The sequence below is a fragment of the Rhodocytophaga rosea genome (assembly GCF_010119975.1).
GTDB classification, from domain to species: Bacteria; Bacteroidota; Bacteroidia; order Cytophagales; family 172606-1; genus Rhodocytophaga; species Rhodocytophaga rosea.
Window position 1 is genome coordinate 4,233,311 of the sequence record NZ_CP048222.1, and the last position, 16,693, is coordinate 4,250,003.

12 protein-coding genes are annotated in these 16,693 nt (G+C 40.7%); 4 read left to right on the top strand and 8 right to left on the bottom strand.

Annotated features, from left to right (window positions below):
- The first annotated feature begins 130 nt into the window (after window positions 1–130).
- Window positions 131–1,162, top strand: a complete 1,032-nt coding sequence (gene pheS, locus GXP67_RS17520; RefSeq protein WP_162444321.1) for a phenylalanine--tRNA ligase subunit alpha — start codon at window positions 131–133, stop codon at window positions 1,160–1,162.
- A 238-nt stretch (window positions 1,163–1,400) separates the two neighbouring features.
- On the opposite strand, the gene GXP67_RS17525 is transcribed toward pheS, so the two are convergent.
- The 4 genes from GXP67_RS17525 to GXP67_RS17540 form a co-directional block, all read right to left on the bottom strand.
- Window positions 1,401–2,735: a glycerate kinase type-2 family protein gene (locus GXP67_RS17525; protein WP_162444322.1), complete on the bottom strand. Its 1,335-nt coding sequence runs from the start codon at window positions 2,733–2,735 to the stop codon at window positions 1,401–1,403.
- Between the two features lie 73 nt (window positions 2,736–2,808).
- Window positions 2,809–3,867, bottom strand: coding sequence for a PA0069 family radical SAM protein (locus tag GXP67_RS17530; protein ID WP_162444323.1), 1,059 nt, complete (start codon window positions 3,865–3,867; stop codon window positions 2,809–2,811).
- Window positions 3,868–4,263: 396 nt separating this feature from the next.
- Complete coding sequence (locus tag GXP67_RS17535) at window positions 4,264–5,361, bottom strand: oxygenase MpaB family protein (RefSeq protein ID WP_162444324.1); 1,098 nt, start codon at window positions 5,359–5,361, stop codon at window positions 4,264–4,266.
- 99 nt (window positions 5,362–5,460) lie between these two features.
- Window positions 5,461–5,850 carry a DUF6508 domain-containing protein gene (locus GXP67_RS17540; RefSeq protein WP_162444325.1) on the bottom strand — a complete coding sequence of 130 codons (390 nt, stop codon included), beginning with the start codon at window positions 5,848–5,850 and terminating at the stop codon, window positions 5,461–5,463.
- A gap of 332 nt (window positions 5,851–6,182) precedes the next feature.
- On the opposite strand from GXP67_RS17540, the gene GXP67_RS17545 reads away from it, so the two are divergent.
- Window positions 6,183–6,530 (top strand): four-helix bundle copper-binding protein, encoded by a 348-nt coding sequence (locus GXP67_RS17545; RefSeq protein ID WP_162444326.1) that lies wholly within the window; start codon window positions 6,183–6,185, stop codon window positions 6,528–6,530.
- Between the two features lie 26 nt (window positions 6,531–6,556).
- Here the strand turns inward: GXP67_RS17545 and GXP67_RS17550 are convergent, their stop codons facing one another.
- From GXP67_RS17550 to GXP67_RS17565, 4 genes are all read right to left on the bottom strand, one after another.
- Window positions 6,557–8,692, bottom strand: coding sequence for a carbohydrate binding family 9 domain-containing protein (locus GXP67_RS17550; protein WP_162444327.1), 2,136 nt, complete (start codon window positions 8,690–8,692; stop codon window positions 6,557–6,559).
- 279 nt (window positions 8,693–8,971) lie between these two features.
- Window positions 8,972–11,350, bottom strand: a complete 2,379-nt coding sequence (locus GXP67_RS17555) for an ABC transporter permease (RefSeq protein ID WP_162444328.1) — start codon at window positions 11,348–11,350, stop codon at window positions 8,972–8,974.
- 143 nt (window positions 11,351–11,493) lie between these two features.
- Window positions 11,494–12,183 (bottom strand): ABC transporter ATP-binding protein, encoded by a 690-nt coding sequence (locus GXP67_RS17560; protein WP_162444329.1) that lies wholly within the window; start codon window positions 12,181–12,183, stop codon window positions 11,494–11,496.
- Window positions 12,184–12,289: 106 nt separating this feature from the next.
- Complete coding sequence (locus GXP67_RS17565) at window positions 12,290–13,546, bottom strand: efflux RND transporter periplasmic adaptor subunit (RefSeq protein ID WP_162444330.1); 1,257 nt, start codon at window positions 13,544–13,546, stop codon at window positions 12,290–12,292.
- Between the two features lie 297 nt (window positions 13,547–13,843).
- On the opposite strand from GXP67_RS17565, the gene GXP67_RS17570 reads away from it, so the two are divergent.
- Together GXP67_RS17570 and GXP67_RS17575 are read left to right on the top strand one after the other, a co-directional pair.
- Window positions 13,844–15,232, top strand: coding sequence for a sigma-54-dependent transcriptional regulator (locus GXP67_RS17570; protein WP_162444331.1), 1,389 nt, complete (start codon window positions 13,844–13,846; stop codon window positions 15,230–15,232).
- On the top strand, window positions 15,222–16,601 hold the full coding sequence (locus GXP67_RS17575) for a sensor histidine kinase (protein ID WP_162444332.1): 1,380 nt from the start codon (window positions 15,222–15,224) through the stop codon (window positions 16,599–16,601). Before GXP67_RS17570 ends, GXP67_RS17575 begins: the two co-directional genes overlap by 11 nt.
- The last annotated feature ends 92 nt before the right edge of the window (window positions 16,602–16,693 follow it).

A 16,693-nucleotide genomic window follows, 5' to 3' on the forward strand; every position in this document is an offset into this window, starting at 1 on the left:
TATATTTTAGCCGCTTGCGTAAGGTTTAGAACATTATAAAATGAAAAGCTTGTTTTACCTACACCTGCCAGCTTTAAATTTTGCAACAGACAAATTCTAAGTGGTTGAGAGACTTTTGATATATTTGCATATGCTACTAGATAAGGTAAAAGAAATTCAGGGGCAAGTTGCCTCATTCCCGATTACGACTCCAGCTGAACTTGAACAGTTTAGGATTGCTTATGTTGGCCGGAAAGGAGTGATTGGTGATTTATTCGACGCTTTAAAAACAGTTCCTCAGGACGAACGTAAAGCCCTTGGTGCTGAATTGAATACCCTCAAAAACTTTGCACAAACCCGGTTTAACGAATTTCAGGCCTTACTGGAAAATCAGCATACTAACGGGTCGGCACAAGCGCCACTGGATCTTACTTTACCTACTATACCGAATGAACTAGGTTCCAGGCATCCGCTGAGCATTGTGCGTAACCGCATTATTGAAATATTTGAACGGATCGGATTTAATGTATCTGAAGGGCCGGAAATTGAAGACGACTGGCATAATTTTACAGCCCTCAATTTCCCTGAAAACCACCCTGCCCGTGATATGCAGGATACTTTTTTTATTGAGAAGAATCCGGATATTGCCTTGCGTACACATACCTCTTCGGTACAGGTTCGCTTAATGGAAACCCAAAAACCTCCTATCCGTTCGCTTATGCCCGGACGGGTGTTCCGAAATGAAGCTATTTCTGCCAGGGCGCATTGTATTTTCCATCAGGTAGAAGGTTTATATGTAAATACCGATGTAAGCTTTGCCGATTTAAAGCAGACTTTGTATCATTTTGCAAAAGAAATGTTTGCAAAGGACATAAAAATTCGCTTCCGCCCTTCATTTTTCCCTTTTACCGAACCCAGTGCAGAGATTGATATTTCCTGTCTGATTTGTAAAGGAAAAGGTTGTAATATCTGTAAATATACTGGCTGGGTGGAAATTGGTGGTTCTGGTATGGTAGACCCCAATGTGCTGGAAAATTGCGGCATTGATTCGCAGAAATATACAGGCTTTGCTTTTGGAATGGGTATTGAACGGATCACGATGCTCGCCTACCAGATAAAAGACCTGCGCTTATTTACTGAAAATGATATCCGGTTTTTACGTCAGTTTAGCCAGTTAAGCTAAGATCATTCAATTCACATATTTGGGTAAGCTTCCGGATGAATTCTACTCACTTTGGTATCACCCAAATTGCGAAGTTATAAAACTTACATACTAAAAATCAGCCGTTTGTCAATATCTGGTTGATGGTGGAATACTTTTTGATTAAACTTATATTACTAAGTTTTTCTTAGTTGATAAAGGTTTAATAGATTAAGAGGGAGGTGCTTCACTTCCCTTTTTCTTTTTATAAAAAAGCTCATTAATAGATCAGGGCCATCATAATATCCATCACATTGGTTCTCGTAGGTCCGGTGATAATATGTCCGCCAGCCTGTCGGAAAAAATGATATGAATCGTTGTTTGCTAGAAAATCTTTCTCATCTAAACCTTTAGTAGCGGCTTTAATCATTGTATTTGAATCGACAACAGCACCAGCAGCATCCGTAGGACCATCCGTTCCGTCGGTACCTGCTGATAAAATTACAATAGGCTCATTTGCTTCTAATTCCAGAGCCGCTGCCAGAGCCAATTCCTGGTTTCTGCCTCCGACTCCGGTTCCCTGTACCCTTACGGTAGTTTCACCTCCTGATAGTAAACAGGCTGGTTTTGGAATCGTAGTATCTATACCTGCCTTTCTGGCAGTACTTACCAATTCTTTGGCTGCTATTGCAGCTTCTCCTTCAATATTCAATCCAGTAATTACAGCATGAAAACCCATTTCAGTTGCTTTCTGTCTGGCTGCTTCCAAGGCAATAGAGTTGCTGCCAATAATGTAATTATTTACCCTTGAAAAAATAGCATCTCCTGACTTGGGTGTTTCCGGCAAATTTCCGGCTATGCCTTGTTGCAGATGATAATGAATAGAATAAGGTATTTTATCTTCAAGGCCGTATTTTTGTACTATAGACCAGGCATCAGCAAAGGTAGTAGGATCGGGTACGGTAGGGCCGGATGCAATTACATCCAGCGGATCACCTATCACATCAGATAAAATCAGCGTAAAGAGTCTGGCAGGAAATATTTGTCTGGCAAGCCCCCCACCTTTTACATGAGACAAATGTTTACGCACCGTATTTATTTCAGTAATACTTGCCCCAGATTTTAACAACAGATCAAAACAGGTTTGTAATTCTTCCAATATACAATGCTGAGGAAGATCAATCAATAAGGCTGAACCGCCGCCGGAAATCAATATAATGATAAGGTCATTTGGTTTCGTTTCTTTTACAAGCTGGAGTAATTGCTGCGTGCCAGAAATTCCATTCTCATCCGGAACTGGATGGCCAGCTTCTATCGTCTGAATTTTAATGAGAGGAACGGAATGCCCGTGTTTTACGATGATTAAGCCACTATCAATTATATCACCCATTATTTCTTCTATAGCTTGTGCCATAGGAGCTGTTGCTTTTCCGGCACCGATTACAATAATGCGGTTAAGCTGAGTTAAATCAATTTCCTGATGCTGAATATATAAACGATTACCTTTTCTGGAAACTGCCTTGTATACCAGCTTTTCCGGCTCAACAGATTCCAAAGCATATCTAAAAATTTCTTCAGCAGCTTTACGGTAATATAATGATTGGTTATTTGTCATTGGCCAATAGTCTTTGATAAAAGATTATCTCATATACTTTAAGCAGAAGAAATCACTAAAAATGTGTATTTGCTTAGACATAGTTTTCAAACAAGTTCAAATTCCCACCTCTCCGGAACAACGAATAATTGTAGGCTGGCATCTGATTCTCTTTCATATATTTATGTCTGGATACTGAGAATAACTGCTTAATCATATCAGCAATGGGACCTTCACCGGTCATACGCCGGCCAAAATGAGAATCATTCACCTGTCCGCCATGCATCTCACGAATCAGGTTCCATACTTTAGCAGCCCGGTCAGGAAAATTCTTTTGCAGCCAGTCGTAAAAAATTTCCTTTATTGCTCCATTCAACCGCACCACTGTGTAACCTGCTGTAATAGCTCCATGTGCGGCGGCTTCCTTCAAAATAGCGGGTATTTCAGTATGATTCAATCCTGGTACTAAAGGTGCCGCCATTACACCAACTGGTATGCCAGCATCAGACAATATACGAATGGTTTGAAGCCTGTTTTTTGATGTAGCGGTACGAGGTTCCATTTTCTGCCGCAATTCTTCATCTAAGGTAGTGACAGAAATATATACATGCACCAGCTGTTGTCTGGCCAGTTCCTGAAGCAGATCTATATCCCGTTTGAGGAGGCTATTTTTAGTAATAATATTTACCGGATGAGCATATTTTACAAATACTTTTAGCAGCGACCTGGTAATTTCCAGCTTACGTTCTAGCGGCTGATAGCAATCTGTATTGCCGGATAAAGAGATTGAAGCAGGCTGGTAATTCTTTTGCAAAAATTCCTGTTCCAGAAGCTTCGCAGCATTCTGCTTGACCACAATTTTATTTTCAAAATCTATCCCGGCACTAAACCCCCAGTATTCATGTGAATTGCGGGCATAACAATAAATGCAGCCATGTTCGCAGCCCTGATAGGGATTTACAGACCGCATCGCATACAGATCCGGGCTTTCAATGGTATTGATCAGCTTTTTGGGTGTATCATAAAAAATCTGAGTTTGGCTGCTAATCTGCATCTCTTCATCTATTCCCTCTATATGATCATGGCTGATATTTGCCTGACTGAAGCGGTTACTGGTATTGAGTTGTGCGCCTCTTCCTTTATGATATTCCATTCCGAAAAATAGCAATTAATCGCAGAAACCACTGGCCGATCTATAACAATTTTATCAATGTTCACTATAGGCCAAACAACAAGGCCATCAGGATAAAAAACACATGAATAGTATTGAGGAAGACTTTAAAGGTGCAAACAGTATTTAAAAACAAAACAGAAAAGCCCGGTAATACGGGCTTTTCTTATATGTCCAGGAATAAAAAACAACTCCTTAAGGAACGTTATTTTTTCTTTTATAATAATTAATACTTTCGTTGGGGATTTTAAAGGCTGTATAAATACAGGCAACCATCAGTACAGCGATAATAACTAACCAGATCATAAGTAAAATATTTGTTTGCGTTGCTATTTACAAAAAAAATTGCAGAACTTATAACATAAAAAGAGACTAATCCTACTCCCGTAATCCAACCGGCATCCGGAAATCAGCTTTTCCATTTTCCTGCTCAATAGCCAGCAGCATGGCTTCCACTGCATATGTAGAACTATTCTTCCATGGCAAACTGCCAGCCAGACTTAGCATAGTATTTACTGCACTAATAGGTTTAATCAATACATTTGTCAAAGATTTGCGAGGCAATTCCAGTAAGTCAGCGGTTTTATCACCCAACAGATAGCGCATGTATCCGCCTGACAAGCCTTTGAAAGCGGAACTTGGAGTGAGTTCTTCAAAACTCTGCATTAATGCTTTGGTAAGTTCAATGCCAGCTTCTGATTTCCGGAAATGTCTTTTTTCGATCAATTTACTAAACCAGTAAGCTTCCTTGCGGTTTTCGGGCAATAATTCTTTCCGCATCCCCAGCATATATCCGATCACATTCCAGAGATACAGATAAGCATCGGCTTCCTGCGATGAGTAATAAATGCCCAGCTTGTGTAAACCCTCCAGCACGATATAAGAAAAAGCCAGATTGGTACCCAGCATATCTTCCTGGTTCACCGGTTTGCCCCATACATCGTTCCATTGGTCACTTTTCAGGGTATGCCAGCGTACAGCCGCATGCATTAACCGTACTTTCTGTATACTCCGGATACCAGTGCCTTTTGTATCAAATGCCTTTGGATTCAACACATTCAGCACAAACTGACCGGTATCCGCCAGTCGTTTCTTGGTATCCTTCCGGATGCGCTGCGACAGATATAATACCTGTGCTCCATCAGCAGCGGCATAACAATAAGGCAAGGATAAACTGCCTAATACCGATAAAATCGCTTGTACATGCTTGGAGAAAAAAACGGCTCCCTTGTGCATTTGCTTTCTATCTGCCCATTCTAGCAATTGCGAGGTTTGTTCAAAATACTGCCGTACAGGTTCGGGTAGATCGGCTGGTAACGCTTCATTATTGTCTGAAAGGCTGGTAAGCCATCCATTTACGTTCTTCAATTCTCCTTTTGTAAACAGATGCTCAATGACCTGGTCGGCAACCGGATCTGTTTCCTCACGCATAGCTTGTAAAAACGCCTCATTCATATTTGTTCTCATACGCTCCATAGTAAAATTTATTAAGGGCAATGAATTATAGATAAGTAAGGAGATTACCTGGGTAAATGTTTCACAGATGCCCGGAAAAAACTGTATTAGTTTGTTTTATTATTTCCTTAACTCTGATATTTCCTTAAATCTGAGCAGCACATCTGCCAGGAAACCGTTTTCAAGAATAGAATCATAGTGTCCTTCTGTAAAACGGTCGGCACGGATATGGGTGGTTATGATTTTGTATAAGGTAGGTAAGTCGGCTGTTGAAAGTTTGCTCCGGTCTTCTTCAAAAGCCAAAGCATGGTCGCTCCATTGCATCCAGTCGAAATTTTCCAGTATAAATCCATGCCGGTACAAATACTGGAATAAATCTCTGGCAGTAGTTGCGCTCACCCGGCTGGTCATATCGCCCCAATAGCCTATTCTATCATAAACCGCTTCATGGTTTTGCAGTAAAGGTAAAAATCGTAGTAATCCTTGAATAGCTTGTGTCTGTTCGCTCATACCCTGTATCAACGGATATCATATGCAGAAAATCCATCCGTACTCATAAAAATTCGCTTTGTAGTCTTAATTGTACCCTCCGACATAGTAAAAAGCCTGTCCGGATACCTGGAAACTTTGTCCGCTATTTTAGAAAGCTTATCCGTTGAAGTATCCGCACCCTCCGCTAAGATAAAAAGTTCGTCCGCTGTACCAGAAAGTTTGTCCGTTATAGTAAAAAGAATAGCAAACTTACAAGCAGTCTAAAAACTATCTGGCTTTCACTGTAACCCTTTCGTGTCTATTAGAGTACTTTTTAAGATAAGCATGTTTTACACTAAATTATTACTGCTATGCAAACCCAAAATAACAATGAACTTATCCAGACATTGCTGGAATGTGCCTTTGCCTGCGAACATTGTGCTACTTCCTGCCTTCAGGAAGAAGATGTTAAAATGATGGTCCGTTGTATTTCCCTCGATCGTGATTGTGCAGATATTTGTACCCAGGCAGCCCGTTTGCTCCAGCGAAATTCAGAAATCACCAAGGAATACTTACAGGTATGCGAACAAATCTGCCGGATGTGCGGCGAGGAATGTGCCAAACACAAACATATGGAACACTGCCAGATGTGTGCCGAAGCATGCCAGCATTGTGCAGAAGCTTGCAGCAGCATGTATTCCATGTCGGGAAACAAATAATAAGCTGTTCCCTTATAACCTGTTCTCTAAATTGTAAGCCAGTAGTTCAGTTTAAAAACAAGCGCCCGGTTCTTGGTTCTTAGAAAAGGATCGGTGAAATAATTATCTGTATATACCAGGAAGAAATCGGACATAGGCCGGAACCTCCATTGCAGGCGGCTATTGATATTGAAATTATTTCGCTGGGTATTAAACTGAAGAAAAGTAGTCCAGAACACACTGTTCGAAAAATTGATTTCTGCCCTGGGACTTATCAGGAACAGACTGGTGCTGCCATAATCTCCGGGAAAGCGCAATAGGTTTTGCTCAAAATCGAGTGAAAAGTTTCCCCATGGCTGCCTGCGGAATGTAATTCCGGCAACATAACTCTGGAGGGTTCCATTATAAAATTGCCCTGCCCGAACAATACCAGTAAAAATAAAGCTTTTCCGGGTATCAGATAAAAACTCCAGATTATAGAAGGTATAACTGTATTTGCCAACCGGAAAAGGTGTTTTTTCAGTAAAGCTGAACGGATACAGTAAATGAATATCCTGGTTATCTATCTGAAAGGTGAGAATACTTGTATTCTGGAAAAAAATAGAATAATTGAGCTGATTCACCCGCTCATTGGCCGACCCATCGGGGTTTAATGTAACAGAGGTAGCCAGATTGATTGAGTGGTTGTTGATGCGTTTTCTCTTTTCCGGACGGATATTATATTCTATTTCGCTATAGAACTGATGAAAACCCATCCGGATGGTAGAATCCCGTTCGGCATCATAATTTTCGATACGGTTGATAAACCCCATATCTGTATAATAATTGGTGCCAATATTATAGTAGTCGATAAACATGGTAAAGTTGCGCCCAAAATAGCCGCCACCAGCATTGGCATATATATTCTTATCTTGATAGGTATGTTTATCTGATAGATGAAGCCCAGCCCAGCCATTCCAGTCGCCTTTTTTATTCACATAGAGAAATTCCATTCCGGCATTGCGGCTATAATCTTTTTTAGCTACTTCTCCGGACATTGTATTTTGCCGGTTGTGTACATAGCCTTTAATTAAGGAACGGCTCCATATCCTGCGGTTAAAAGCAAAAGCTGTATAATTCTGAGCCGCAAAATCTGCAGTAGCTTTGGTTTGCATATTCATCAGACCTACCCGCCATTTGTTCCCAAGGTTTCCGCTTATGCGGGCACCAAACAAAATGGGTATGGTTTGTCCATTCCTATCTAAACCAATACGCCGGGAAAAAAAAGGCCTGGCTGGTGGGGGTCCAAATTCTGTAAATAAGTCGTTGTTCTCCAGGAAGAAGGTACGCCTTTCCGGAAAGAAAATATCGAAGCGGGTCAGATTGGTGACCTGCTTATCTACTTCTACCTGCGAAAAATCCGGATTCACGGTCAGATCCAGGTTTAGGGAGGAAGTTACTGCTACTTTTGCGTCGAAGCCGGCATTGAATTTTACTTTTGTAGGTTCTCCATCTTCGTGATTAGTAACGGCAGAACCAGTTATATAAGGAATTAATGATATGTTTCCTTTCGCCTGCCCAGGTGCGTCATCCCATATCATTACCCCGGTATATCCCAGGTCAGTTCCTAAAAATTGCAGGGGTACTTTTGTCCAGGTAGAATACTGGTTGTTTTTCATATCTGTGCGTACGAAATTAACGCCCCACTTAGTACTGCCTGCCTTATAGCGCAAGGTTTTAAAAGGAATAGCCATTTCAACTGTCCAGAATGTAGGGTGATTTTTCGTAGCCGAAAACCATTTGTTGTCCCAGCTAAAGGTCATATCGCCAAAGGAACTGGCACTTAACAAATCTTCAGATTGTACATTCAATGGACTTACTCCGAAAAAAAATCCATTGGTTTGCTGGTTTACCGGATCTATAACAATGGCGAATCCATCACTGTCCCAGTACTTAGTGTCCCGTTTCAGCGTCTGAATAATGTACTGGGATGTATCATAGCAGATGGCGGCAACATACAGATAGGTATTGTCATACGCCAGCCGCACTTCTGTTTGCCGCTTGGCTTTATCTTTATCCTGCGGCCATTTCTCCCAGAAATTAGTTGCTGCCTCTGCTGAATTCCAAACAGAATCTGTTAGTTCTCCATCTATTTTGATAGGCTGAGGAGTGCGGCTTATCCGTAACTGGTATTCTTGCTGCAAGTTGGTAGATGTTTGAGCAAGAACCTTTGGTGCCTGAAACAGAAAAAAGAGAAGAAATAGAGACCTCGTAAAATTCAATGCATACATATTGCTTATACAATCTGTTTTCTGAAAAACAGTTGGCAGGGTATACTATATCTGACTATAGATTTTCCGGCTTTGCCAACACTTGTTTTTCTGGCAGCAACTTACAAAGAAAACAGAGAGCCTGCCTAATATTAACATTTTATTAACGAATCTTCCCGGATTGAACCTTAATTGGAAAAAGAATGAATGGAATTACTCATTTCTTAGGCTATTTACCGGATTAGCCAGAGCGGCTTTGATAGCCTGATGGCTGATGGTGAGCAAAGCAATACTGCTTGCAATGGCTCCGGCTATGATAAACGGAATTATATTGATCTCAATATGGAAGGCAAAATTGTTGAGCCACTGGTGCATTCCATACCAGGCAATGGGGGCAGCAATCAGAATTGAAATCAGAACAAGGCTGATAAAATCTTTACATAATAACAATATTATCTGATTAATCGATGCGCCTAATACTTTACGAACACCTATTTCTTTAATGCGTTTCCGGGCGGTAAATACAGTCATACCAAATAATCCCAGGCAGGCTATCCCGATAGCTAATGCTGCAAATACAGCGAATAATTGTCCGGCCCTCTGGTCGCTTTGGTACAATTTATCAATAGCATCATCGGCAAACTGGTATTCGAATGGAAAATCCGGAGATAAGCTTTGCCATTTCTTATCCAGTTCAGCTAAAGTAATTGCCGGATCACCAGAACGTAATTTTATACTGAGAGAAGATAATCTGGATGGCCAGCACATGAGCAGTAAAGGTTGTACTTGCTGGTGTAAAGAGGCAAAATGAAAATCTTTTACCACGCCAATCACGGGTTCTTTCATCCGTTCACCTCCCAGGTATTCCAGTTCTTTTCCAATTGCTTCTTCGGCAGATGACCAGCCAAATGCTTTTACAGCTGCTTCATTGATAATAAAAGCAGCCGATGTATCGCCGGCAAATTGATTTGAGAAAGCACGTCCGGCAGCCATTTGCATCTGCATGGTTTCAATAAAATCATAATCTACGAAGGTGACAGCCAGTAGTTTGGTTGCTTCTTCCGGAGTTCCGGCCGGTCTTACATCTGATCCATCCAGTTCTTCACCCATAAAATTGAGAGAAGCCGCCACTTTTGCTACCCCAGAAACTGTGGATAATTGCTGTTTAAGTAAATCAGATTTTCCACGCCATTGGGCATCCCGTACTTTAACATTGATCAAATGTTCTTTATCAAATCCCAGATGAGACGATTGAATGTATTGTAACTGCTGATAGGCAATGAATGTAGCAATAAGTAAAACAACAGAAACTGTAAACTGTACCACTACCAGTACTTTCCGAAAATCAAGACCAGTGCGAATATGGGTCACATTACTCTTAAAGGCATTAACAAGCCGGAATGAGGAAAGATAAAAGGCTGGATACAACCCTGAAATTAACCCGGCTAGTATAAAAATAATCAGGCTAACCAGGATCATGTTACTATCCAGAGTATACCATGAAAATGCTTTTCCTGTCAGTTGATTAAATACCGGAAGGCTTATAGAAAATAGAAGTACAGCCATTACAAAAGCCAGCAAAGAAGTAATTACAGCTTCTATAAGAAACTGAGATGCCACTTGAAAACGATGTGCGCCAACCATTTTACGCAACCCTACTTCCTTCATGCGTTCAGTAGCCCTGGCTGTAGACAGATTTATATAATTAATGCAAGCCAGTAATAAAATAAATATAGCAATGGCAGCAAATATCTTGACAAACAAAATATTCCCATTCGGTTCAATTTCGCCGGCCATATTTGAGTACAGATGAATATCAATTAATGGCTGCAATTGGTAACTAATACGCTCTGAATATCCTTCGCCATGATATTTTTCTACAAAAGCAGGCAGCTTTTTTTCCAGAGCAGCAATACTGGTTTGTGGTTTAACTAACACATACGTCCACAGGCTGGTGATGCCCCAGTTCTGCATCCAAGGAAACTGTTCTAAGGTAACTAGTGAAGCAAGGCAGCTGAAATGAACATGGGAATTTGCCGGTGGATCTTTTATGAGGCCATTTATGGTATATGGGGTGTTATTCAGCTTAATTATCTTTCCGATGGGATCTTCCCGGCCAAAATATTTTTGTGCGGTTGATTCTGTTAGTACCATCGTATTCGGCTGTGCTAAAGCATCGTTGGCATTACCTGCTATAAACTGAAAAGTGAAAACCTTGAAGGCTGAGGGATCAGTAAAGGCTACATTTTCTCCATAAAATTTTCTTTCGCCGGAGCTTAGCAAAGCATTTTTCCGGATAAAAATACGAACTGCCTTTTCAACTTCTGCATAATCCTTTTGAAGTGCAGCCGCTACCGGCCCACTGGTAGTGGCCAGCGCTTGCGAAGTACCAGTAAAATATTGTTGCTGTACTACCCGGTAAATTTGCTCATGCTGCTGATGGTGCCGGTCGTATTGTAATTCGTCCCATACATACAGAGAAATAAGCATCACACAGGTCATGCCTATAGAAAAACCGATGATGGTAACCGACGAAAAAACAGCTTGCCGTACGAGGGTGCGCACGGCAATAGTTATATAGTTTTTAAGCATAATTAATTGTAACCAGGATTGATTGTCTGGAACCGGGATTTTAGGATTAATAGATTTTCAGGATTATTGATTTACTTTTTTTAATCATTTTAATCCTAAAAATCTGTATAATCCTGGTTCCAGATTAACAGATTCCAGGCCACTTACACCATAAATTTTTCATTAATATTTTCCATCACAATCTGTCCATCGAGCAAGCGAACAATGCGGTGGCTATAAGCAGCATCATGGTTGGAGTGGGTTACAATAATTACAGTTGCTCCGGCTTCATTTAGTTCAGTAAGCAATTGCATTACTTCATTCCCATTACTGGAGTCCAGGTTACCGGTAGGCTCATCAGCCAGGATCAGCTTAGGATTATTGATAACCGCTCTTGCTACAGCTACCCTTTGCTGCTGTCCACCGGAAAGTTGTTGCGGGAAGTGATTGCGGCGGTGCATCATCTGCATTTTTTCAAGCACGGCTTCTACTTTTTTCTTGCGTTCGGTAGCACCTACCTTCAGGTATAATAGCGGAAGTTCTACGTTTTCGTAAACAGTTAACTCATCAATCAGATTAAAGCTCTGGAATACAAAGCCAATGTTACGCTTGCGCAGGTCAGCTCTTTTACGTTCGTTAAAGCCGGCGATCTCCTGACCCAGAAATTTGTAGCTGCCTCCGTCGGGATTGTCAAGTAGCCCTAAAATATTTAACAAGGTAGATTTTCCGCAGCCAGAAGGTCCCATAATCGCTACAAATTCGCCCTCCTTAATTTCCAGGGATACTTTGTTGAGTGCCACAGTTTCTACTTCTTCCGTACGGTAGGTTTTTTCTAATTGTTCGATCTGGATCATATGTATGAATTGTTTAATCTTAAAGCTATTGATGGGTGTATATGTATTTTTATCTGGAACCAGAATTAATTGGGTTGGTCCGATTAGTTCTGGTTCCAGACGATGGTTATTCTCCTTTGATTCGTAATTCGTCCTTGTCTCCGTAGTTTTCGTAGCTGGAGGTTACTACTTTATCGCCTACATTTAAGCCTTCGAGTACTTCATAATACTCCGGATTCTGACGGCCCAGGCGGATATCTACTTTCACGGCACTTCCACCAGCTTCGGTCACTTTGTAAATCCAGTTGCCACCAGTTTGTTGATAGAAACCACCTCTGGGAAGTAATACGGCTTGTGTCTGATCACTTAAAGCAAGGCGGATTTGTAAGGTCTGCCCTCTGCGGATGCCTTTAGGAACTTCACTGGTGAATTCCATATCTACCTGGAACCGGCCATCGGTTACAGTAGTATATACTTTTTTGATATTTAATTCATAATCTTTTCCAGCAAAGGTGAATTCGCCTTTTAAACCAACAAATACCCTTGATAAGTAATGTTCATCAATATCTGCCCGTACTTTAAAACCATCGAGCACGTCTAATTGTCCAAGGCGTTGTCCACGGGTTTTAGATTCACCAATTTCTGCATTTAAGGAAGTGAGCTGACCGGCAACCGGTGCTTTTACTACCAGGTCGGCTGCTTTTTTACGCATTAATCCCAGGGCTACTTGTGTCCGGTTAACAGATTCCTGCATTTGCTGTAAGCGCTGTTTGGTAGAAATAGAGTCATTTCTCAGGGTCTGTTCGGTTAATTTTTTACGGCGAACCTGATAATCGTACAAATTTTTGCTGGATTGAAATTCCTGTTTAGCAATTACTTTTTCGTCAAATAGCTTTTTATTTGCTGTATACACCCGTTCTGCTTCTGCCAGGGCATTATCTACTTCTGCTAATTGGTTTAATTGACGAATACTGTTTTGTTCAGCCTCATTGCGCAGACGCTGCATGTTGGTGATTAGGTCGAATACGCCGGTTTCCCGGTTAGCCAGGTCAAGTTCCAGGTCAGTGTTGGCTAGTTTCATGATTGGCTGATCTTTTTCCATCATGGCTCCGTCTTCTACATATAACTCTTCTACCCGGCCTCCTTCAATGGCATCCAGATAAATGGTTTTAATGGGCAACACTACGCCATTGATAGGAATAAATTCCTGAAAACTTCCTTTTTTAATCTCACTGATGGTTATTTTTTGTTCATCTACATTCAGTTTGGTATTTCCAGTGGTAGAAAGATAACTCGTCAGGATCAGCACTGCCAATGCAGCAATTCCACCAATCGTCATGATGCGTTTCGAGTTCCATTTCTTTTTTGCAATTACTCTGTCCATTGTATTAATTTTTTCTTTGTTAAAAGCAACTTTATGCCTACTTTAAGTATCTCTATCACCAGTTTATGTAAGTATCACTATGCCTGGTGTATACCCTATACCAAAAAAAATATGCCTAACTATAACTTACTGAAAATCAGTATGTAAATAATAAACGTTATCTATGACTGTCCGGTTTCGATACAATTTATTGTCCGCTATCGGACGATTTTACAAAGCCGCCGGATTTCATTATATTTGTTTGTTTACAGGAGAGAATAAATTTAAGAAAAACTTTTAATCTGTAATCTCTGTCCGATGATTTCCAAAAATGCAAAGATATTAATAGTGGATGATGACACCGATGTGCTACTCGCTGTAAAAATGCTGCTTAAGCCTGAGGTGAAAGAGGTGGTAACAGAAAAGAATCCCGAAAAGCTCATGTCTATTCTTGCTAAAGACAAGTTTGATGTGATTTTGCTGGATATGAATTATAAAAGTGCTTTAAATACGGGAAATGAGGGCTTTTTCTGGCTGAAAAAGATCATGGAGAAAGATAAAGATGCGGTAGTGATCATGATTACAGCCTATGGAGATGTAGAACTGGCTGTACGTTCCCTGAAAGAAGGCGCTACTGATTTTATTCTCAAACCCTGGCGCAATGATAAAATGCTGGCTACTATTGCCGATGCCTACCAGAAAAGCCAGAGCAAATCCAAAAAAAATGGTTCAGTGGAAGTAAAAGAATCATCGCCGGTAACGATTAAAGATAACTCAGGCACTTTTATGGACCTGATCGGTGAATCGGAAGTGATGATGGATGTGCGGAAAAAAATAGAAAAAGTAGCACCTACGGATGCCAACATACTCATTTTAGGAGAAAATGGAACAGGTAAAGAACTTATCGCAAGAGCCTTACATAAATTTTCCTTACGGGCGGATAAGCCATTTGTAAGCGTAGATCTAGGTGCGTTAACCGATACTTTGTTTGAAAGTGAGCTATTTGGACATAAAAAAGGAGCATATACAGATGCCAAAGAAGACCGGGTTGGCCGGTTTGAAGTAGCATCTGGGGGAACCTTGTTTCTGGATGAGATCGGAAATATATCTATGCCACACCAGGCAAAATTATTGACTGCCCTTCAAAACAGGCAAATTACCCGTTTAGGTACCAATAGACCTATTGATGTAGACATCAGGCTCATCTGTGCGACCAATATGCCTATTTATGAAATGGCTACCCAGAATAAGTTCCGCAAGGACTTAATATACCGGGTAAATACCGTAGAAATTATGCTTCCGCCACTGCGCCAGCGGGGGAATGATATTGTGGTTCTGGCCGAACACTTTGCCAAGATCTATGCACAAAAGTACAATAAAGCAGTGCCACAGTTTGAAGAAGCTACCCTCCGGAAATTAAAGCAATATTCCTGGCACGGAAATGTAAGGGAATTACAGCATGCAGTGGAACGTGCTGTGATTATGGCTGAACGTAGTGTATTACGACCTGATGATTTTAACTTTACCCAATTTGAGGCTACTCCCGAACCTATGGGACAAGCTGAAGCCATGCGCCTGGATGAAATGGAAAAAAATACCATCATGCGTGTGATAGAAAAACATCAGGGGAATATTACCAAAGCGGCCAGAGAGCTCGGCATCACCCGGACTGCCCTATACAGACGTTTGGAAAAACATGACATTTAATAAATTCAATATCGGCGTTACGGTACGCATCCTGATTCTTTTTGGCTGTCTTTGGCTGGTAACGTATTGCTATTTTCATGACTATTCTACCTATATCCTCGTTTCTCTGAGTGTATTTGTAGCAACATTGCTGATTGAGCTGATCAATTATGTAAATAAAACTAATAATGAACTGGCCAAATTTATTATGGCTGTTAAATACACTGATTTCTCTTATCACTTTAACGAAAAAGAAGCACCTCAGTCGTTCAAACAGCTTCGCCATGCCTTCAACGAAGTGCACGATACTTTCCGGCAGCTTCGTTTTGAAAAAGAAACTCATCACCAGTATCTGCAAACCATTATCGAATTTATAGACACTGGCATATTGTCTTTTGATACAACAGGCGAAGTTGAAATGATGAACCAGTCATTTAAGAAAATGCTGAACGTACCATACATGAAAAATGTAAAGTCGTTGCAGAAAAAAAATGAACCTTTGTTTAAAGCCATTACCGAGTTAAAAGTAGGTCAACATACCTTGCTGAAGCTGGATGTGAACCAGAATACACTAAAACTTATGCTATCGGCAACCAGTTTCAAAGCGCATGGTAAAAAATTCATGCTGATTGCCTTTCAAAATGTGAGTGCCGCATTGGAAGAAAATGAAACAGCTACCTGGCAAAAATTACTTAGGGTAATGACCCACGAAATCATGAATTCCGTAGCGCCTATTTCTTCTCTGGCAGATACACTCTCTAAACGACTATCGCAGTCAGAAAGCATGATTATGGCAGATAACGACTTATTAGGAGAAGAGGAAATGGAACCTATACGGGATGTATTTGAAGATGTAGCGCTAGGTGTAGATGTGATTCATAAACGTAGCCAGGGTTTGTTAAAATTTGCGGAAACTTACCGGAATCTGAGCAAAATTGGTGATCCGGTGGTAGAAAATGTTTTAGTAAAGGAATTATTTGAAACCATTTACCGGTTGATGCACACCGACCTTGAGAAAAAGGGTATTGAACTGAAAGTATCGGTTACACCACCCAATCTACCCTTACAAGCCGATCCCAGGTTGCTCGAGCAGGTATTAATAAACCTGGTTCTAAATGCTTCAGAAGCCGTTAAAAACCGGGAAAAGCCAGTAATTAAGCTGATTGGTATATTAAGTGAAACGAATAAGCCTATAATTGAGGTAGTTGATAATGGGATTGGTATTCCACCAGAGCTGGCCGAAAACATATTTATTCCTTTTTTTACTACCAATAAAAATGGGTCTGGCATTGGACTAAGCCTCTCTAAACAAATTATGCAGGTACACAAAGGTAGCATTCAAATGCAATCTGTTGAAAATGAGGGAACCGTCTTTAGTTTAAGGTTTTAATCTGATACAGCTGTTTCTAGCTACACACTTATAAATAAAACAAAAAGGCTGTGTTTAATACGCAGCCTTTTTGTTTTGGATAAATTCTTAAG

Bases quoted from the DNA above. Each gene is read 5' to 3' on its own strand.
- pheS (WP_162444321.1), top strand. From the start codon at position 131: ATGCTACTAGATAAGGTAAAAGAAATTCAGGGGCAAGTTGCCTCATTC.
- GXP67_RS17525 (WP_162444322.1), bottom strand. From the start codon at position 2,735: ATGACAAATAACCAATCATTATATTACCGTAAAGCTGCTGAAGAAATT.
- GXP67_RS17530 (WP_162444323.1), bottom strand. From the start codon at position 3,867: ATGGAATATCATAAAGGAAGAGGCGCACAACTCAATACCAGTAACCGC.
- GXP67_RS17535 (WP_162444324.1), bottom strand. From the start codon at position 5,361: ATGGAGCGTATGAGAACAAATATGAATGAGGCGTTTTTACAAGCTATG.
- GXP67_RS17540 (WP_162444325.1), bottom strand. From the start codon at position 5,850: ATGAGCGAACAGACACAAGCTATTCAAGGATTACTACGATTTTTACCT.
- GXP67_RS17545 (WP_162444326.1), top strand. From the start codon at position 6,183: ATGCAAACCCAAAATAACAATGAACTTATCCAGACATTGCTGGAATGT.
- GXP67_RS17555 (WP_162444328.1), bottom strand. From the start codon at position 11,350: ATGCTTAAAAACTATATAACTATTGCCGTGCGCACCCTCGTACGGCAA.
- GXP67_RS17560 (WP_162444329.1), bottom strand. From the start codon at position 12,183: ATGATCCAGATCGAACAATTAGAAAAAACCTACCGTACGGAAGAAGTA.
- GXP67_RS17565 (WP_162444330.1), bottom strand. From the start codon at position 13,546: ATGGACAGAGTAATTGCAAAAAAGAAATGGAACTCGAAACGCATCATG.
- GXP67_RS17570 (WP_162444331.1), top strand. From the start codon at position 13,844: ATGATTTCCAAAAATGCAAAGATATTAATAGTGGATGATGACACCGAT.
- GXP67_RS17575 (WP_162444332.1), top strand. From the start codon at position 15,222: ATGACATTTAATAAATTCAATATCGGCGTTACGGTACGCATCCTGATT.